Origin of the sequence: Novosphingobium sp. SL115 (assembly GCF_026672515.1) — a bacterium.
Taxonomy (GTDB): domain Bacteria; phylum Pseudomonadota; class Alphaproteobacteria; order Sphingomonadales; family Sphingomonadaceae; genus Novosphingobium.
Map to the genome: position 1 here is coordinate 1,797,756 of NZ_JAPPRG010000002.1, position 20,022 is coordinate 1,817,777.

General features: G+C 60.8%; 11 protein-coding genes. All 11 read left to right on the forward strand.

What is annotated here, in order from left to right; translation table 11 throughout:
- Window positions 1-202: 202 nt before the first annotated feature.
- Window positions 203-2,248 carry an adenylate/guanylate cyclase domain-containing protein gene (locus OVA07_RS10245; RefSeq protein WP_268171326.1) on the forward strand — a complete coding sequence of 682 codons (2,046 nt, stop codon included), beginning with the start codon at window positions 203-205 and terminating at the stop codon, window positions 2,246-2,248.
- A complete protein-coding gene (locus OVA07_RS10250) occupies window positions 2,235-3,005 on the forward strand; it encodes a hypothetical protein (RefSeq protein ID WP_268171327.1) in 771 nt (256 codons plus the stop codon). Before OVA07_RS10245 ends, OVA07_RS10250 begins: the two co-directional genes overlap by 14 nt.
- 29 nt (window positions 3,006-3,034) lie before the next feature.
- Window positions 3,035-3,781: a hypothetical protein gene (locus OVA07_RS10255; protein ID WP_268171328.1), complete on the forward strand. Its 747-nt coding sequence runs from the start codon at window positions 3,035-3,037 to the stop codon at window positions 3,779-3,781.
- 85 nt (window positions 3,782-3,866) lie between these two features.
- Complete coding sequence (gene cysS, locus OVA07_RS10260) at window positions 3,867-5,327, forward strand: cysteine--tRNA ligase (RefSeq protein ID WP_268171329.1); 1,461 nt, start codon at window positions 3,867-3,869, stop codon at window positions 5,325-5,327.
- A gap of 63 nt (window positions 5,328-5,390) precedes the next feature.
- Window positions 5,391-6,329, forward strand: coding sequence for a D-2-hydroxyacid dehydrogenase (locus OVA07_RS10265; RefSeq protein WP_268171330.1), 939 nt, complete (start codon window positions 5,391-5,393; stop codon window positions 6,327-6,329).
- A gap of 170 nt (window positions 6,330-6,499) precedes the next feature.
- The gene (locus OVA07_RS10270) at window positions 6,500-8,155 is read left to right on the forward strand and encodes an acetolactate synthase large subunit (protein ID WP_268171331.1); all 1,656 of its coding nucleotides are present in this window, start codon (window positions 6,500-6,502) and stop codon (window positions 8,153-8,155) included.
- 110 nt (window positions 8,156-8,265) lie between these two features.
- Complete coding sequence (locus OVA07_RS10275; protein WP_268171332.1) at window positions 8,266-9,702, forward strand: aldehyde dehydrogenase family protein; 1,437 nt, start codon at window positions 8,266-8,268, stop codon at window positions 9,700-9,702.
- A gap of 204 nt (window positions 9,703-9,906) precedes the next feature.
- The gene (locus OVA07_RS10280) at window positions 9,907-11,355 is read left to right on the forward strand and encodes a multiheme c-type cytochrome (RefSeq protein ID WP_268171333.1); all 1,449 of its coding nucleotides are present in this window, start codon (window positions 9,907-9,909) and stop codon (window positions 11,353-11,355) included.
- Window positions 11,355-13,343: a heme-binding protein gene (locus tag OVA07_RS10285; protein WP_268171334.1), complete on the forward strand. Its 1,989-nt coding sequence runs from the start codon at window positions 11,355-11,357 to the stop codon at window positions 13,341-13,343. Before OVA07_RS10280 ends, OVA07_RS10285 begins: the two co-directional genes overlap by 1 nt.
- Entirely contained in the window at window positions 13,343-15,373 is a 2,031-nt protein-coding gene (locus tag OVA07_RS10290) for a hypothetical protein (RefSeq protein WP_268172676.1), read from the forward strand. Before OVA07_RS10285 ends, OVA07_RS10290 begins: the two co-directional genes overlap by 1 nt.
- Window positions 15,373-19,977: a hypothetical protein gene (locus OVA07_RS10295; RefSeq protein WP_442789642.1), complete on the forward strand. Its 4,605-nt coding sequence runs from the start codon at window positions 15,373-15,375 to the stop codon at window positions 19,975-19,977. Before OVA07_RS10290 ends, OVA07_RS10295 begins: the two co-directional genes overlap by 1 nt.
- Window positions 19,978-20,022: the final 45 nt, after the last annotated feature.

The following is a 20,022-nucleotide window of genomic DNA, read 5'->3' on the forward strand; positions in this document are numbered from 1 at the left end:
CTGACGTCGGCATTGTCATTGGCAGGGGCGCGGCAAAGCGCTTATGCTGTGCGCAACAGCATAAGCATTTTCGGGCATCGCAGCATATTCTGGATATCGTCACAGGCCGCGATGCCTGTGGCGATGTAGGGGCAATCCGGTCTGGCAAACCGGCTGCAGGGACTGGCTGTGAAAGTGATGGGCGGAACGGGGGAAATGACAGATGCCGGATAGTCGGCGCGCAGCGGCGGAAAGCCCGCGCGAACTGGGCCAATTGGCGCGGCGCAACTTTACGCAACTGGGTTGGCAACGGGCGCTGGTAGCCGCGGTCCTGCTGGCCATTGCCACCTTCATTGCGTTCTACAGCTGGCGCCTGCCGCTGCTGCGCGATGCCGAGGCGGCGCTGTATGACATTCGCGCCGCCAACTTTGCCCCGCCGACCGACACTGACAAGCGGGTGACGCTGGTGGTCTATACCGCCGACACCAACCGCGCGACCGGCCAGATATCTCCGGTGGACCGCACGATTCTGGCCAAGGCATTGCAGCAGATCGACCAGCTTGGGGCCAAGGGCGTCGGCATCGACGTGCTGTTCGACAGCCCGCAGGACGATGATGATGCGCTGCGTGCCTCGCTCAAGGCGATGAACACGCCGGTATATCTGGCCTTTGCCGACAATCGCACCAATCCTGAAGCCATCACCTATGAACAGGAGCAGGATCTCAAGGCGTTCATGGCCAGCGTGCAGACCGACAAGGTGAAGCCAGCATCGATCCTGCTGGAAACCGACGCCGATGGCGTGGCTCGCCGGTGGCCGCGCCAATATGCCGGATTGCCGCCACTGCTGTCGCTGTCGCTGACCAATGGCGGGCCAGATGCCGATGGCCGCTTTGCCAGCTATACCGGGCCGATCCGCTATCGCGTGCCCACGGCCAGCGACCGACCGGTGTTTGACAAGATTCCGATAGATCTGCTGGCCGATCCTGAAACCGCGCCATTGGTGTCCGATGCGGTGAAGGGCCGTTACGTGCTGATCGGTGGCGATTTTTCCGACTTTGACCAGTTCGATACGCCGTTTACCCGCACCGGCAATCCGGTGACCGGGGAAACGCGCATGATCGGCGTGGAAGTGCATGCGTCGATGCTGGCGCAGTTGCTGGACAAGGCGTGGAAAGCGCCGCCGCCCGTGGCCCTGAAAGTGCTGGCAGCATTGCTGGCGGTGGCCCTGGGCGCGGCGACGGCCATGACCCAGGCGCGGACTTGGGTGCTGGCGCTGGCGGTGGTGGCGCAGTTCGCGCTGTTTCTGGCTGTTCCGTTTCTGGTGGAGCGCGCAGGTTATGACACGCTGGACCTGCCGGCAACGGGCTGGCTGATCGGCTGGGTGGTGGCCTTTACCGCGATCAGTTCGGTCCTGCGGGCGATCAACGCGGCGCAGCGCGAATTTGCGCAAGGGGCACTGGGCAAATACCTGCCACGTTCGGTTGCCACCGAAATCATGCGCAATCCTGACCGACTTTCGCTGCATGGCGAAAAGCGCGAAATCTTCTGCCTGTTCAGCGATCTGGAAGGCTTTACCAAGCTGACCCACGCGGTGGAGCCGGAAATGATCGCGCGGTTGCTGAACGATTATCTGGACAGGTTGAGCGCGGTGGTGCTGCAGTATGGTGGCACGCTGGACAAGTTTGTCGGTGATGCGGTGGTGGCGTTCTGGGGCGCGCCGATTGCCTATCCCGATGATGGCGAGCGCGCGGTAAAGGCCGCTTATGCCATGTATCTGGCGGGTGAAGAGTTCCGCAAGGCGGTGCCTGAAGGCGTACCGAAGATTGGCCGCACCCGTGTTGGCCTGCATTATGGCGATGCAGTGGTCGGCAATTTCGGCGGGGAAGGCCGCATCCAATATACGGCGCTTGGCGATGCGATGAACACGGCGGCGCGACTGGAAGGTGCGAACAAGCCGCTGGACACCAAGGTGCTGGTCAGCCGCGAGGCGGTGGATCGGTCTGGGCTGGACTGGTTCAGGCCGATGGGTTCGGTTACCCTGCGCGGGCGCAGGACCCCGGTAGAAATTTTTGAACCCGTGCCCGATATGCCGCCCGAACAGAGACTACTGGCGGTTGAGGCTGTCAGCGCGCATTTAGCGGGTGAGGCGGATCGTGTGCAGGCACTCACAGACAAAGTGCTCGAATCGGCGCATGAGGATGAGGCGATGATGAACCTGATCCAGCGATTGCGGCAGACGCATAAGGGAGAGAGTTATGTTCTGGGGTAATGGCAAGGCCATGCGAGCCGTTCTGGCCGGAACAGCGGCGGTTTGCGCTGTGGTGATGGCGGGAACGGCGGCGGCCCAGTCGGTGGTTGTCCGTTCCACCGGGCCTTCGGCGACGACATATCCGCAGGGCAAGAAATTGCCTGCCAACACATCTGTCGTGCTGAAAGCGGGCGATCATGTGACCGTGCTGGACAAGGCAGGCACGCGGGTTCTTTCAGGACCGGGCACTTTTGCGCTGAACGGCACGGTGAACCGCGATCAGTCAGGCGGCACCGCGCTTGCTGCGATGATGACGCGCGGCACCACGGCGCGCACCCGCACCGGGGCTGTGCGCGGCGCGGTTTCGGGCACCCCGGTGGCAGCGCCAGCCGGACCGGACAACGTGTGGTATGTCGATGTCAGCAAGGGCGGGACATATTGCATTGCCGATCCTGCAACGCTGGTGCTGTGGCGCCCGGACAAGACCGGCGAAGGCACCGGCAAGCTGCTGTCGCAGGATGGCAGCACGGTGGATGTCACATGGCGGGCCGGCAGTGCGCTGAAAGTGTGGCCTGCAGCATCGGTGCCGCTGGTCGATGGGCAGACTTATACCTTCAGCAATGCTGTGGGAAAGCCGGTGAAGATCAGGACGATGCTGTTGGGCAGCGTGCCGGTGGACGAGATCGAGGTGGCAGGCGCTATGGCTGACAAGGGCTGCAACGCACAGCTTGATCTTCTGGCCACACTGGCAACACCGGATGCAGGAGGCGGTCAGTGATGGTCGGCAAAAACATGAGGCGAAAGGCTTTGATCGCTGCTGCCGTGGTATTGGGCCTTGGCGTTTCGGCGCAGGCGATGGCGCAGGCCGTAGTGGTGCGGTCGACTGGTCCGTCAGCAGTGAACTATCCCAAGGGCAAGCGGCTGGCAGCCAATGTTCCGGTTACGCTGAAAGCGGGCGATGTGGTGACTGTGCTGGACAAGGCGGGCACCCGTATTCTGCGCGGGGCGGGCACGTTTGCCCTCGATGGTATGGTCAATCGTGACCGGGCGGCGGCAGCGCTCTTGGCGCGTTCGCTCAGCAATCCGGCATCGGTCAGGGCGGGCGCGGTGCGTGGTGCAGGCGATACGTCGGGCGAAAACGTGCTCCCTGTCAGCATCTGGTTGGCCGATACCGAGCAGGGCGGCAATGTCTGCGTGCCGCGTGGCAGCGACATTTACCTGTGGCGGGCCAAAGCGCAGGCGCGCAGTTTTACCTGGCTGACCGAATCCGCGGGTGGCGAAATGGTGCGCATGCAGTGGCCGCCGAAGACGGTCGGCATCGCCTGGCCCAAGACCATGTTGGCCCCGCAGGAAGGCCGCGTCTATCGGATCTATGACGAAACGACGCCGGACAAGGCGGCGGAATTCCAGATCGTGATGCTGGAACCCGATGCGGTGCCTGCCGATGCGGCTTCGCTGGGAACTGTGCTGCTGGACAATGGCTGCAAGGCGCAGTTTGATTGGCTGGCAGCAGCGCTGGAAGAAGATGAAGCGGCTGCATCGCCTGCGCCATAAAGTGCCTGCGCCACAAAGTGACTGCGCGCGCAATCGTTGCGAATGACTTGACCAGAAGCGGGCGCGCGGGGCAAGGGCTTGGGCGATGTCCTACGCCTCCGCTTCGCTCAAGCTGTTCAACAGCCTGACCCGCCAGATCGAACAGTTTCAGCCGGTCCATGATGGCGAGGCGCGGGTCTATTCCTGCGGGCCGACGGTTTATAACTACCCGCACATCGGCAATATGCGCGCCTATGTCTTTGCCGACATTCTGGGGCGCACACTGTCGTTCAAAGACTACAAGCTCACGCATGTCATTAACATCACCGACGTTGGGCATCTGACCGACGATGCGGATGATGGTGAGGACAAGATGGAGAAGATTGCGCGGACTGCGGCCAAGTCCATCTGGGACATCGCACAGCACTATACCCAGGCGTACTGGGAAGACATCAAGGCGCTGAACATCCGCCAGCCTGCGCGCTGGACGATTGCCACCGAATATGTGCCGCAGATGATTCAGTTTGCCGAGAAGATTGCGGACAGGCACTGCTACGAACTCGATAGCGGATTGTATTTCGATGTTTCGACCGTCGCGGACTACGGGCGTCTGGCGCGCGCCCAGACCGAAGACGGCGAGGGCCGGATCGAAGCCGTTGAAGGCAAGCGCAACGCGGCGGACTTCGCCATCTGGCGGAAGACGCCAGCGGGCGAGAAGCGGCAGATGGAGTGGGATTCGCCGTGGGGGAAGGGCGCGCCGGGCTGGCATCTGGAATGCTCGGTCATGTCGGGCGAAGTGCTGGGCTTTCCGTTCGATATCCACACCGGCGGGATCGACCACCGCGAAATCCACCATCCCAACGAGATCGCGCAGAACCAAGCCTTCTGCTGCGCTGGAGGGCTGGACCTGCCCGCCAATTCCGGCGCGCGGGTGTGGATGCACAACAACTTTCTGGTCGAACGCAGCGGCAAGATGAGCAAGTCGTCGGGCGAGTTCCTGCGGCTGCAACTGCTGATCGACAAGGGCTACCACCCGCTGGCCTACCGTATGATGTGCTTGCAGGCGCATTACCGGTCTGAGCTTGAGTTTTCGTGGGATGGGCTGGCAGCGGCCCTGACGCGGTTGAAGCGCATTCTGATTGCTGTCGGCCAGTTGAAGGAGCGTGCAGGTAATGCGCAGGCGCAGCCCGGCGCTCGGTTCGCGCCATTTATCGAACGCTTCGATGCGGCAATTTCGGATGACCTCAACACCGCTGTCGCATTGACCGTGTTTGAAGAAGTGCTGGCTTTGAAGAAGGTGGACCCTTCTGAAAAGCTGGCTGCGCTTGGCCTGATGGATGGTGTTCTGGGGCTTGGCTTGCTGGAGCTTGATCGCAAGGACTTACGCTTGCGGCCCAAGGGCGTCGAGGTGGAAGAGTCAGAAATCGAAGCCGCGCTGGAAGCCCGCAAGGCAGCGCGTGCTGAAAAGGACTTTGCCCGTTCCGATGCCCTGCGCGACGAGCTTGCCGCCAAGGGCGTCGAGGTGATGGACGGTGATCCGCTCGGCTGGGAATGGAAGCTGGGTTAAGCGGGTTTCATTCTGAAACTATTGCTCTAGGCTGTCCCAAAACAACGGGAGAGGCTGGCCGCGATGACTGTGCTTGTAATGAATGCAATGGCCGCGCCGCTGATTGAGCCACATCTGCCCGACTGGATCGAACCGCGCTGGTTTCGCTCCACAGAGGAACTGTTGGCGCTGGCGCCTGAGGCAGAGATCGGCTGGTTTGACCTGAACCAGAAGGAGCCGATGGCGCAGGCGGTGCGGCGGGCGACGAAGCTGAAATGGCTCAATTCTATCTATGCGGGTGTCGATGGGATGCCGCTGGACGTGATGGCGCAGCGCGGTGTGGTTTACACTAACGGCGTGGGCATCAATGCCATTACCATTGCCGAATACGTTGTCATGGCGATGCTCACCGTCGCCAAGGGATACCGTGAAGTCGTCCGCGCGCAGGAACGCCACGAATGGCTGACCGATTCTCCCGGCAAAGTGGAACTTTACGGCAGTCGGGCGCTGATTATCGGATATGGCGCCATCGGCCAGCGGGTGGAGCGGCTGTTGCAGGGCTTCGACGTGGCGGTAACCAAGGTGCGTCGGTCGGGTGGTGACGGGGCGCTGGGGCCGGATGAATGGCGGGCGAAGCTTGGCTGCTTTGACTGGGTGATTCTAGCTGTGCCTGCCACCGCTGAAACCGATGGCATGATAGGTGTTGCGGAACTGGCCGCGATGAAGCCCACAGCCACGCTTATCAATGTGGCGCGGGGTAGCGTGGTGGATCAGGATGCGCTTGTGACCGCACTGCGGGCGGGCTGTCCGGGGCAGGCATTTCTGGATGTCACCACGCCCGAACCTTTGCCAGCCGATCATTCGCTGTGGAGCCTGCCCAACGCCCATATCACCATGCATCTGTCGGGCCGGGCACAGACTTTGATGTTCCAGCGGTCGGTTGAGCGTTTTCTTGAGAACCTGGGGCGTTTTCAGCGTGGAGAACCGCTGGAGCCGCAGGTGGATCTTTCGCTGGGGTATTGAGGGTGTTTCCGGGTGACACCCGGCACCCGGTTTGATAGCCCTTGCGCAAAGGGGCCGGTGCGGGGGCAAAAAGACACGCACGCAAGCCAAGGCCCTGTTGCGGTCGCATCCATGTTGGGGAGGGAAGCGCAGCAGCGCCCTGCGCGCTTCCTATGATGGAGCGACGTATAATGGCCGAAGGAACAAAAGCTTCCGACCTGTTCATCCAGTGCCTTGAAGAAGAGGGCTGCGAATATATCTTCGGTGTGCCGGGCGAGGAAAATCTCGATTTTCTCGACTCGCTGTCCCGTTCGGACAAGATCAGGCTGATCCTGACCCGGCATGAACAGGGGGCGGGCTTCATGGCCGCCACATATGGCCGCCACACTGGCAAGACCGGCGTGTGCATCGCCACGCTGGGGCCGGGAGCAACCAACTTTGTCACGGCCGCCGCCTATGCCACGCTGGGTGGCATGCCGATCCTGATGATTACCGGGCAGAAGCCGATCAAGAAATCGAAGCAGGGCCGCTTTCAGATCCTTGATGTCGTGTCGATGATGCAGCCGATCACCAAGTTCACGCATCAGATGCAGTCATCCGACAACATCCCCAGCCGTGTGCGTGAAGCCTATCGTCTGGCTGAAGAGGAAAAGCCGGGTGCGACGCATATCGAACTGCCCGAAGACATTGCCGACGAACACACCACATCGGTTCCGCTCAAGCGCAGCCTTGTACGCCGCCCCAATGCTGATGCCAAATCCGTCACACAGGCGATTGAGGCCTTGCAGGGTGCAAAAGCACCGGTGCTGGTGATTGGCGCGGGGGCCAACCGCAAGATGACCGGCAAGATGCTGCTGGAATTTGTCGAGAAGACGGGCATTCCGTTCCTGACAACGCAGCTTGGCAAGGGTGTGATTGATGAGCGCCACCCCAAGTTTCTGGGGTGTGCTGCGCTGTCTGCCGGAGATTTCGTCCACCGTGCGGTGGAAGATGCCGATATCATCATTAACGTCGGGCATGACGTGATTGAAAAGCCGCCGTTCTTTATGCGCGAAGGCGGAACGCCGGTGATTCATGTTTCGACCAAGACGGCCGAAGTCGATCCGGTTTACTTCCCCAGCATCGAGGTGATCGGCGATATTGCCAATGCGGTGTGGCAAATGAAGGAGGCCATCACGCCCAATCCGGCGTGGAATTTCGATCATATGCTGGCCTATCGCGCGGCTGAAGTGGCGCACACGGCGCCGCTGGCGGCGGACACGCGGTTCCCGGTGTTTCCGCCGCATCTGGTGCAGCAGGTGCGCGATTGTCTGCCCGAAGATGCGATCATCTGTCTGGATAACGGCGTCTATAAAATCTGGTTCGCGCGTGGTTACACCGCCTACAAGCCCAACACCGTGCTGCTGGACAATGCACTGGCGACGATGGGCGCCGGCCTGCCATCTGCGATGATGAGCGCGATGTTGTATCCTGACCGCAAGGTCATGGCGATCTGCGGCGATGGCGGCTTCATGATGAACAGTCAGGAGATGGAAACCGCTGTCCGGTTGGGCCTGAACCTGACGGTGCTGATCCTGAACGACAGTGCCTATGGCATGATCCGCTGGAAGCAGGCGAACATGGGGTTTGCGGACTTTGGGTTGACCTACAACAACCCCGATTTCGTGAAATATGCCGAGAGTTATGGGGCGAGTGGCTATCGCGTGGAAAGCACCGATCACTTGCGCGAATTGCTGGCCCATTGCCGCGATACGCCCGGTGTCCATCTGATCGATTGTCCGGTGGACTATTCGGAGAACGATCAGATTTTGAACAAGGACATCAAGGAACTGTCCAAGGCGCTTTAGCGTTCGATTGTCCCCCTCCCGTCTGCGGGAGGGGCCAGGGGAGGGCGCGTTTTCCCTCCGTCAGATCAACCCATACCCCTTCCGTTATCGGTAGGGGGGAGTTCTGCCCGATGGCCCAGCTTAAAGACGTCTATCCGCTGTATCTCAACAACAAAGCGGTCCAGCCCAACACCGATCTTGCAGTGACCGACAAGTTCACCGGCGAAGTGGCGTTCCGCACCGCGCTGGCCACGCCCGACGTGATTGAGGAGGCGATTGCCGGTGCCGTGCGTGCGACTGAGCCGATGGCGCGTCTTGCCAGCTATGAAAAGCGTGACGTGCTGGACCATTGCGTGCGCCGCTTTGGCGAACGCAAGGATGAACTAGCCTATGCCCTGTGCATCGAAGCGGGCAAGCCGATTGCCGATTCCGAAGGCGAAGTGGGCCGCCTGATCGATACGTTTCGCATTGCTGCCGAAGAGGCCACGCGCAACTATGGTGAAATCCAGCCGTTGGATGTTTCACCGCGTGCCAAAGGGTATATGGGCATGTGGAAGCGCGTGCCGATTGGCCCGTGCAGCTTCATCAGTCCATTCAACTTTCCGCTGAACCTTGCCGCGCACAAGATTGCGCCCGCGATTGCAGTCGGTTGCCCCTTTGTGATGAAGCCCGCTTCGATGACGCCGCTGGGCGCGATCATCATGGGCGAAGTGCTGGCCGAATGCGATATTCTGCCAGAAGGCGCGTTTTCGATCCTGCCTGCCAGCCGCGATGGTGCCGACCTGTTCACCACCGATGACCGGTTGAAGCTGCTGTCTTTCACCGGATCGCCCGGCGTGGGCTGGGATCTGAAGGCCAAGGCGGGCAAGAAGAAGGTCGTGCTGGAACTGGGCGGCAATGCTGCCGTGGTGGTCGATAAGGATGCCGATCTTGAGCATGCGCTCGCCCGCATCGTCTTTGGCGGATATTACCAGTCGGGCCAGTCGTGCATCCACGTACAGCGCGTCATCATTCACGCCGACATTTATGACACGTTCCGCGATATGCTGACCGCAAAGGTCAGGGAATTGAAGTCTGGCGATCCCAAGCAGCGCGAAACCTTCATCGGTCCGATGATCTCGGCCAAGGAAGCCCAGCGGCTCAAGACTTGGATCGATGCTGCGGTTGCGGGCGGGGCAACGCTGCTGGCGGGCGGAGGCTGTGAAGGCAACATGCTGGAAGCCGCGCTGCTGGAAGGTTGTTCGCGCGATATGGACGTTTATACCGAAGAAGCGTTCGGTCCGGTCGTCATCCTGTCGAAGTTCACCGATTGGGATGCAGCGCTGGATGAGGTGAACGACAGCAAGTTCGGCCTTCAGGCTGGCCTGTTCACATCCGATCTGCACAAGGTGATGGATGCTTGGGACCGGCTGGATGTGGGCGGGATTGTCGTCAACGACGTGTCGTCCTATCGCGTGGACAACATGCCTTATGGCGGGGTCAAGGATTCGGGCCTTGGCCGCGAAGGCATCCGCTTTGCGATGGAAGACATGACCGAAATCCGCAACATGGTGATCCGCCGCCAGTAGTTTTGGCAGTAGTTTGGGTAGAGAACCTGTGGATCAGCAGGGGCTGGGTCAACTTAATCGCACCTTGGCGTTCATAGTCACTTGAACCAGAGGGGTGGAGTGGCCTAGTCTCCTGCAAAAGGGGGTCGCATTGCAGCACTTCCGTGATGTGCATTGCACAGGGCAACAGCCTGGCGATGTGCGGACCGGCAAGGATACGGGGCAATGCTGGACAAATTCGGGGTAATCCGGTGGCTTGCGGCCATGTGCCGCATAACGCCGCACCTTCGCACGGTGCGGCGGGCAAGCTCGCGCTCAGGCGCTTTGGCAATCGCGGCATGTCTTGCGATGGCCGGAGGCGCGTTGGGCGCGTCGTCGCTTGTTTCGCCCGCAGCCGTGCAGGCGCAGGGCACCGGGGGAACCTTGCGCGCCCATGTTGGTGTTGCCTCGTGCGCGGGATCCACCTGTCATGGCCGCAGCGTGGCCGATGGCGCGGTGGTGCGGCAGGATGAACTGCTGCGCTGGCAGGAAGAATCATCACCAACAGGCGCGCACAGCCGCGCATGGCGTGTGGTGCAGGAGCCCCGCGGACAGGCCATCGTGCGTCGCATGGGCCTTGATGCGGCAGGTGCGCAGCGCGAATGTGCGGGCTGCCACGCTTCGCCGGGGGCCGCTCGCGCTTCGGATGGGGTTGATTGCGAAGCCTGTCACGGTGCGTCAGGCGGCTGGCTTTCCACCCACTATACCGTCGGTGCCAGCCATGCCCGCAACGTGGCGCAAGGCATGACTGACCTTACCAGCCCGCGCGTGAAAGCGCAGATCTGCCTTGATTGTCACTTCTCCGGCGATGCCAAGGGCCAGTTCATAGCGCACCGCATCATGGCGGCAGGGCATCCGCGCATCTCGTTCGAGCTCGACCTTTTTACCACTCTGCAGCAGCATCACGACGAAGACGCAGACTATGTTCAGCGTAAGGGCGGCAAGTCCAATTCGATGCGGATGTGGGCGGTGGGGCAGGCTGAAGCGGTCAAGCGCAGCCTTGAACTGTTCAGCCAGCCGACCCGTGCGGTGGATGGGCTATTCCCTGAATTCACCTTCTACGACTGCCATTCGTGCCACCGCCGCATCTATGACGATGAGGAGGGCAAGGTGAGCGCAGTGCGCAATCCGGGGCGCCCAATCCCGCTGGGCACGCCGCCGTATAACGACGAAAACATGATTATGCTGCTGGCAGCGGCAAAGGTTGTGGCCCCAGACGCAGCGGCAACATTCGACGCTCGTGCGAAGGCATTTCATCGGGCAATGCTTGCCAACCGGGCAGAAACGGTGGCTGCGGCGCAGGCTTTGCGCCAGTCTGCTGATGCCTTGTCCGTGCGCTTTGCCGGGGCGGCGTTCACTCGCGAACAGACTTTTGCGATCATGGATTCCATCGCCAGTGAGGCTATTGGCGAGCGTTTCACCGATTACGAAGGCGCAGTGCAATCGGTCATGGCGGTGGATACGCTGCTGAATGGTCTGGTCAATCAGGGCATGATTGCTCCTGCTTCGGCTGGCGGACTGCGGGTGCAGATCAATCAGGCCTATGCCGCCGTGCGTGACCCTAACGGGTTCCAGCCGCTCGCTTTCCGCCGCGCTTTGGGCAGCGCGGTCCGTTCTATCCGGGGGCTGCGCTGATGCGTTTGCCATTGGCTCTCCGGCAGGGCACCGCCGCTACACTGGCTCTCTCACTCGCGCTTTCTGGGTGTGGCGGCGGTGATTCCTCGTCCGGCGAAACATTTGCGCCAACGCCGACACCAACTTCCAGTTCACGATTTTTTGCCGATCCGGCATCCGAAGCGCTGACCACAGCCGAGGTGCAGCAGATCATCGCGCAGGCCGTCGGCGAGGCGCGGGCGCTGAACTATCCGGCAATCATCGCGGTGGTGGATCGCGTCGGCAACGTGCTGGCGGTTTTCCGCATGAACGGCGCGGCCACGCGTATGTTTACCAGCCAACGCACGGCGACGGGCGAAATTTCCCCGCGTGAGGTTGATGCGCAAGGGCTTGAGGTTGAGGCGACGATGGGTGCCATCGCCAAAGCTGTGACGGGGGCCTACCTTTCATCCAGCGGCAACGCTTTTTCCACCCGCACGGCCAGTATGATCGTGCAGGAACATTTTCCACCTGCACCCAACACGCCGGGGCTTGAGGCCGGTCCGCTGTTCGGGGTGCAGTTCAGCCAACTCCCCTGTTCCGATCTCAACGCCCGTTTTGCCACGGGCAATGCCGGTACAGGGGCGTTTATCGGGCCAAAGCGCTCTCCACTGGGGCTTGCTGCCGATCCTGGCGGGCTGCCGCTTTACAAGAACGGCGTGGTCGTGGGCGGTATCGGCGTCATGGCCGATGGCGATTACGGCTTTGATCCCGATGTCACTAATGTTGATGGCGATCCTGAAGAGTTCATGGCGCTGGCCGGGATTCAGGGTTTTGCTCCTGCTGCAGATATCCGCGCGGACCGGATTACGGTTGATGGTTCGACCCTGCGTTTTGCCGATGCGCGCGAAGAAGGCCTGCATCCCCTGCAAACCAGCTTTGCCGCGATCAACAACGTGGTGGGCACGCTGATTCCGGTGCGCGGTTATTTTGATGGCACTGCGGTTGTCGCGGGTACGCCTTATGGCACCGAAGCCAGCGGCATCCGCCGGGCGACGACGGCAGAATTTTCGTTGGCCGATGCTTATGTCCTGACCAATGGCGCAGGCGCGGGCCGCTATCCGGTAAAGGCAGGCACCGATGCCGCTGCCGTTGGCACAGCGCTTTCGTCTGCCGAAGTGCGCGCGGTTTTGGAAGAGGCGTTCACAATCATGACGCGCGCGCGCGCGCAAATCCGCCGTCCGCTGGACAGCAGGGCGCAAGTGTCGATTTCTGTCGTCGACACGTATGGTGAAGTGCTGGGCCTTGTGCGCGGTCCTGATGCGCCGATCTTTGGCATCGACGTGTCTTTGCAAAAAGCGCGCACCGCAGCATTCTTTTCAAACCCGGTAGCCGCGCAGCAACTGCTTGATGATACCGATGCCGAAGTGCCCGCTTTTGTTCAGAGAGCACGTGATTTTCTGGGCGATCAGACGGCGCTGACCGGGGCCAAGGCTTTTGCCGACCGGTCCGGTGGCAACCTTTCGCGTCCATTTTTCCCGGATGGCGAAGTGGGCCGCCCGAACGGCCCGCTTTCGCGCCCGATCACCGATTTCAGCCCCTTTGCCACCGGTTTGCAGATCGCGCTGGTCAAGGCGAACCTGCTTCAACACGCCGTCTTCGTGGAAAACCGCTTGAATGCGCGCGACGTGGTGCAGACCTGCACTGCCGTTCCCGACGCGCCAACCGGCAAGAAGCGCCTTGCCAACGGTATCCAGATCTTCCCCGGTTCGGTCCCAATCTATCGCGGCAACCGGCTGGTGGGTGCCATCGGCATTTCGGGCGACGGTATCGATCAGGATGACATGATCGCTTTCCTTGGCGCGCATAACGGTGGCGCAAAGGTGGGCGGAGTTGGCAATGCGCCCAAAGACATGCGTGCGGACACCATCGTGGTGCCCGTGGGGCAGGGGGTGCGGTTGCGCTATGTGAACTGCCCGTTCGCGCCATTTCTGGATACCAGCGAACAAAACGTCTGCGAGGGCAAATGATGCATCAGGCCATCGCCCTTGTCGCGCCGATGCTGGGTATTTCCCAGCCTGCTCCAGCACTGCCGGTTCATTTGTTCGTGCGGTTGGATGATGCGGCACCGGGCGCTCTGGCTCCGCAAGAAGCCACGTCCCCGCAGGCCGATACCGCATCACAAACCACGCCCGCCAACACCACGGCAATGCCCGGCGGCGAAACCGAAGCCGACGGTGCGCTGATCGATGGTCGTCGTCGCCCCGGCTTCAACAAGCAGCTACCCGACCGGATCGATCAGGATAATCCCGGTGCGGTGGGTGCCCCGCCGCCCGAAGCGTTCTACGACAAATATGATGGCGACGGCCCTATTGGTGACCTTGGCCTTGAAGTGGCTTTGCCCGATCGCTGGCGCATCATGTCCTCGCTGTGCCCGCAAAAGGATGCGGCCACGGGCAAAAAGGACCGTGCGCTTTACACCCTGTTTCCGCGCCTTGAATATGTCTGCCATTCAAAGCTTGATCCGTTCCATCACAGCCTGCTGAAGGGCGACATTCCGCTGGCGCGCGGCAAACGGCCCGGCTTTCTGAAGGGGGACGACTGGTTCCTGATCGCCAGCGTGGTGTCCGATACCGTGGTGGAACCGCGCAGCTTCCCGATCCCTGTCGGCAATCAGACGACGACCAATCCCAACGCCATCGATACGTTCGGTCACAGCAACAGCCTTGTCCTGTCGCAGACTTTCATCGCGGGGATTTCGCTGTTGAAGGGTATGACCGCATACAAGCCGCCTGCGGTTGAATATCGCATCGCGATTGCAGCCAACCTCAACCACGTTCAGGTGCCCGAACGGCGTGTGCTGTTTGTTGAACCGTCAAAGGGGACGCGCCGCACCGATGGCTTTATTGGCCTGCAGGAAGCCTTTGTCGATTACCACATCGGAAAGTTTGATACGAAACGCTACGATTTCATCAGCTTGCGTGGCGGTATCCAGCCGATGCAATCGGATTTTCGCGGGTTTCTGTTCAACGACAACCAGTTGGGGGTGCGCCTTTTCGGCAATCGTGACAACAACCGTTTCCAGTTCAACCTTGCGGCGTTCTGGCGGCTGGAAAAGGAAACCAATTCCGGCCTGAACGATGTCAGCCGCGCCCCCCGCAACGACTGGGTGTTCATGGCCAATCTCTACCGGCAGGATTTCCCTGTGGTGGGCCTGACCAGCCAAGTTTCCGTGACCTATAACATGAACCGTGAGCGCAACGAGATTGCGGTCGATACCAACGGTTTCCCGGTACGCCCGGCTCTGTTGGGCGATTTGCGCGGGCGTGAATATGACGTGGTCTATCTGGGTTATGCCGCCGATGGCCGCATCGGGCGACTGAATCTGACCGGGCAACTCTATGCCGCACTGGGGGAAGACCGGAACAACTTCCTCACCAGCCGCCCGGCTGAAATCAAGGCTTTCATGGCCGCTGCTGAACTCAGCTATGACATCGACTGGACGCGCATCCGCTTGTCTGGCCTGTGGGCCAGTGGCGACAGCGACCCGTATGACAAGATTGAAGGCGGGTTCGACGCGATTTTTGAAAACCCGCAGTTTGCAGGGGCGGATACCAGCTACTGGATTCGCCAGACCATCCCGTTTGCAGGGGGAGGCCGTGCGGTGTCGGTCAATGGCCGCAACGGTATTCTCAACTCGCTGCGTTCGTCCAAGGAACAGGGCCAGTCAAACTTCACCAATCCCGGCACCATGCTGCTCGGGGTTGGCACTGATTTCGACCTGACGCCCACGGTGCGGGTGTCGACCAATGTGAACCACCTGTGGTTCCAGAATACCAAGGTGCTGCAAGTGCTGCGCAACGAAGGATCCATCCCGCGTGACATTGGCTGGGATGCTTCGGTTTCCGCGATCTGGCGGCCCAATGCCTCGCAAAACCTCGTGTTCCGGCTGTCGGGCGCCGTGCTTGAACCGGGCGGAGGGTTTGACGATCTGTTTGCCCAGCAGGGCAAGGCGCGCCGTTTCTATTCCATCCTCGCCAACGCGACACTGGCCTTCTGATGACCCAGCCCATAATCCATACGCGCCGCAATCGCACAACGCCGCTGGCATGGCTGATGGCGGCATTCGCCGTGCTGCTGGTACCCAGCGCACTTTATGCGGCGGGCGAGGAGCCAGCGCAAAAAGTGACGCACACCCGCGCGCCTGCTGCGCCGCGTGGACAACCGGGCGAAACGGCAGAAGAACAGTGGGCCTATGTCGACCGGCAGAATGCAGGTTGCGTAAGCTGCCACACGCAAAGCGACCATCGCACCATGCACGCCAGTCCGGCAGTTGTGCTGTCCTGCACAGATTGTCATGGCGGTAATACCAAGGTCGTGGCGGACCGTTCATGGAACCGAAATTCCATGGAATACGTGGGCGCGCTGAAAGACGCTCACGTCCTGCCTAAATACCCGGTTGCGTGGGGCTGGCCGTCGTCGGCCAATCCGCAGCGGTCCTATGCCCTGCTGGCCAAGGAAAGCCCGGAGTTCATCCGCTTCGTCAACCCGTCTGACTACCGTGTGGCACGCGATTCCTGCGGGGCCTGCCACATGTCGATTATCGAGGCCTCAGAACGCTCGCTCATGACGACGGGGGCGATGTTGTGGGGCGGCGCGGCGTATAACAACGGCATCGTTCCGTTCAAAAATTACATGTTCGGTGAAAGCTTTACCCGGAAGGGAGAGCCGGCGCTGCTCAAATCCGGGTCAAAGGAAATCGGCGCTGACGGCAAGCCGATGTGGGGTACGGTCACGCCGAAGGAAAAGGCGCGTGGGGCGCTGCCGGTAATGTATCCGCTGCCCAAATGGCACACGATCCCGCCGGGGGATGTGTTCCGTGTGTTCGAAGATGGTGGTCGCACCATCAACCCGCAGTTCCCCGAAATCGGCCTGCCCAATTCCACGGGTCTGATCCAGCGACTTGACGAACCGGGACGGCCTGACCTCAAGCAGTCGAACCGTGGGCCGGCAACCGGTTTACGCGTTGCCATTCCGGTGCTGAACATCCACAAGACGCGCCTGAACGACCCCTTCCTGTACCAGATGGGCACCAACGATCAGCCGGGCGATTACCGTTCATCGGGCTGCGCCTCGTGTCACGTCATCTATGCCAACGACCGCGAACCGCGCCACAGCCTCAACTTTGGCAAATGTGGGCGCGATGGTCAGACGGTGACTGCCGATCCCACAATCAGCACTTTGCGCGAAGGCCAGCACCGCAAGGGGGGCTATGGCAGCTATGACGCTGAAAAGCAGGAACATCACGACAAGGTGCGTGGCACTGTTCTGGGCGGAAAGGGCGCCTATCTGCGCGGCGATTCCTCCGATCCGGAACGATCAACCGCCATGGAGGCGGATTGCGCTCGGGCTATCTCTTCAGCGGAGCAACTGGTCTATTCTCCGGCGAAGGGCGTGGCGCCACATGGCAGCATGGACCATGACAAGATGGACCAGGCTTCTGCCCATGCCGCAGCAGGTCTGGATGTAAAGGGCCACGCCAAAAAGGCTGCGGACCATGGGAATGGTCATGGTGATGACCATGGCGCTGTTGGCCCGGTTGCCATGCAGGATCGTGAGCGCGGGCACCCGCTGGTTCACGCTTTCACCCGCGCCATCCCTACCGCGCAGTGCATGAACTGCCACATGCATCAGCCGAACATCTTCCTGAACACCTACCTCGGCTACATCATGTGGGATTACGAATCCGATGCGGATTCGATGTGGCCGGGGCCGGAAAACCGCGCGCCAAAGCCGCAGGGCATGTCGGATGCCGACTACACCAAGACCTTCAAGAAGCAGTTCTATCCCAACGTTGACGAACAGCGCGAAGTGCTGGACCGCAACCCGGAAGCGGCATCTACTCACGGGCTTTGGCGGGATGTGGAATTCCTGCGCAACGTCTATGATCTGAACAGCCAGCTCAAGGATACGCAGTTTGCCGATTACCACGGCCATGGCTGGAACTTCCGCGCGATTTTGAAGCGTGACCGGCGCGGCAACCTGCTGGACGATGAAGGCGACATGTCGACTTATGGCACCGACAAGGCGCATATCATCGATCCGAACGACCCTGAAAAATTCCGCAAGGCAGGCGAGGCCAAGTTCGTTGATGTTGGCCCCGACAATCCGGGGAAGGCTGTCCACATGATGGATATCCACGCGCAGATCGGCATGCAGTGCGCCGATTGCCATTTTTCGCAGGATAGCCACGGTAATGGCCTTATTTATGGAGAAGTGGCGAATGCGGTTGAGATCGGCTGCAAGGATTGTCACGGCACGCCCGATGTGTATCCCACGCTGCTGACGTCCAACTTGGCCGCGCCGGAAAAGGGCAACAACCTTGCCCTGCTGCGCAATGCCGATGGCCAGCGCCGGTTCGAATGGTTCAAGGAAGCCGATGGCCGCCGCGTGCTGATCCAGCGTTCGATTATCGAACCCAACCTGTCGTGGCGCGTCAGTCTGGTGAAGGATTCGGTCGATGCCCGATTTGCCGGGCAGATGGACACGGCGGGCAAGCCGATCTTCAACCCAAAGGCGGCGCGAGCCAAACTGATGGCAAAAGCTGCATCGGATGATGGTGAATACAAGTTTGGCACCGGCGTGGCCAAGGAAGCGCGCGCGCATCGTGATGATGATATGGCCTGTTTCACCTGCCATCTTTCGTGGACTACATCTTGCGCAGGGTGCCATCTGCCGATCGAAGCGAACTGGAAATCGGCCAGCCACAAATACGAGGAAGACTACACCCGCAACTATGCGACCTATAATCCGCAGGTGGCGCGTGATGACATGTTCCAGCTTGGCAAGCACCAGCGCAACAAGTCGTCCGGCAGCGATCCGGTGCAGTTCGACGCAGCCGGTAACCCGGCTGCGGGCAAGGCAATCACCGCGCCGATCCGGTCATCATCAGCGCTGATCCTGTCGTCGACCAATATCAATCGCGAACGCATTTATGTTCAGCAACCACCAATTTCAGCCATCGGTTATTCGTCACAGGCGTTTGCACCGCACTTCCCGCACACCGTTCGCAAGAACGAAACGAAGCAATGTACCGACTGCCATGTCAGCCAGGATGATGATAACAACGCGGTGATGGCGCAGCTCTTGCTGCTGGGCACCAATTACGTGAACTTCGTGGGGATGAACGCATGGTTCGGCCTTGCTGGCGGGTTCGAAGCCGTTCGCGTGACCGAATGGGACGAACCGCAAGCCGTAATCGGTTCCTATCTGCATCGCTATGCCTATCCCGACTACTGGCGTCAGCATGTGGACAAGAACGGGCGTGAGTTGAAAAACTGGACGCGCGGCAAGATCATGGATGGCAAGCTTTCGGGCGAAACCACCGGGCAGGAACAGTTCGCCAATGTGGTTGAAGGCACCAAGGATGCGGTGCGTTGCTTGCAGATGCGCGGCGAATATATGTTCGTGGCCGAAGGGAAGGGCGGGTTCCGCGCCTATGACATCGCGGCCATTGGCGATAAGGGCTTTTCCGAACGCATTGTGACTGCGCCGTTTTCGCCATTGGGGCATGATACCCATGTGAAGACCGCGAACGCCACCTGCATGGCGCTGCCTACCAATCAGGCCATTGCCCCCACCCGCAACACGCCTGAACTGCGCGGCATCAATCAGGAGCAGCCGTTCTCACCGATCTACAGCTATGCCTTTGTCAGCGATGCGGTCGAGGGCTTGATCGCGGTGAACGTCGATACGCTGGCCGATGGCGAGTTTCGCAACAACTTCTTTTCCCGCGCGCTTACATTCAACCCTGATGGCGTGTTGACGGGTGCGCGCCACATTACACTGGCGGGCGACTATGCCTATATCCTGACCGACAAGGCCCTCGTCACCGTGCATCTACCCAAGCCATCGGAACCGGGCAAACCATGTGAGGTATCGCAAGCGAAGGGCGGTGAAACCTGCCTTGACCCGCGCGTCACTTCGGTCGTTCCGCTTGACGATCCGCGCGCCACGGCTGTTCAGTTCCGCTATCTGTGGGTGACCACGGCCAACGGGCTTGAACTGATGGACGTGACCAATCTGGCGCAGCCCAAGGTCGTGCCCGGCGCCACCGTGGCGCTTGCCGATGCGCGCCGCGTTTATCTTTCACGCACTTATGCCTATGTTGCGGCCAAGGCACAGGGGCTGGTCATCGTTGATATCACCGCGCCCACGCGACCATCGATCTACACCAGCTATACCGCAGGTGGGCAGTTGACCGATGCTGAGGACGTGATTGTCGCGTCCACCAACGCATCGCTCTTTGCCTATGTGGCCGATGGTCGCAACGGGATGAAAGTGCTCCAACTGACCAGCCCGTCGAGTCAGCCCAATTTCTATGGCTTCTCGCCCGAACCCAAACCGGAACTGATCGCTTGGGCCAGGACGCCCACCCCTGCGCTGGCGCTGTCCAAGGGGCTTGATCGTGACCGCGGAGTTGATGAAACCGGTGGCCAGATTGCCGTGTTTGGCCGCCTGGGATCACGCCCGTTCAACCGGACCGAGATGGAAGAGCTGTTCCTCAACAGCAAGGGCGATGTCTTTCGGGTGACGAACGCGGTCGACATGCGCCATTGGGTTGGGGCGAAGTCTGCGCCGATGCTGGCACGGACTGCAAATTAGGGATCCACGGTTGGAGAGGAGACCGGGCGCCCCACGCAGGGCGTC

What these genes read in the sequence shown, in the direction of transcription:
- OVA07_RS10245 (WP_268171326.1), top strand. Translation starts at nt 203, where the DNA reads ATGCCGGATAGTCGGCGCGCAGCGGCGGAAAGCCCGCGCGAACTGGGC.
- OVA07_RS10250 (WP_268171327.1), top strand. Translation starts at nt 2,235, where the DNA reads ATGTTCTGGGGTAATGGCAAGGCCATGCGAGCCGTTCTGGCCGGAACA.
- cysS (WP_268171329.1), top strand. Translation starts at nt 3,867, where the DNA reads ATGTCCTACGCCTCCGCTTCGCTCAAGCTGTTCAACAGCCTGACCCGC.
- OVA07_RS10265 (WP_268171330.1), top strand. Translation starts at nt 5,391, where the DNA reads ATGACTGTGCTTGTAATGAATGCAATGGCCGCGCCGCTGATTGAGCCA.
- OVA07_RS10270 (WP_268171331.1), top strand. Translation starts at nt 6,500, where the DNA reads ATGGCCGAAGGAACAAAAGCTTCCGACCTGTTCATCCAGTGCCTTGAA.
- OVA07_RS10275 (WP_268171332.1), top strand. Translation starts at nt 8,266, where the DNA reads ATGGCCCAGCTTAAAGACGTCTATCCGCTGTATCTCAACAACAAAGCG.
- OVA07_RS10280 (WP_268171333.1), top strand. Translation starts at nt 9,907, where the DNA reads ATGCTGGACAAATTCGGGGTAATCCGGTGGCTTGCGGCCATGTGCCGC.
- OVA07_RS10285 (WP_268171334.1), top strand. Translation starts at nt 11,355, where the DNA reads ATGCGTTTGCCATTGGCTCTCCGGCAGGGCACCGCCGCTACACTGGCT.
- OVA07_RS10290 (WP_268172676.1), top strand. Translation starts at nt 13,343, where the DNA reads ATGCATCAGGCCATCGCCCTTGTCGCGCCGATGCTGGGTATTTCCCAG.
- OVA07_RS10295 (WP_442789642.1), top strand. Translation starts at nt 15,373, where the DNA reads ATGACCCAGCCCATAATCCATACGCGCCGCAATCGCACAACGCCGCTG.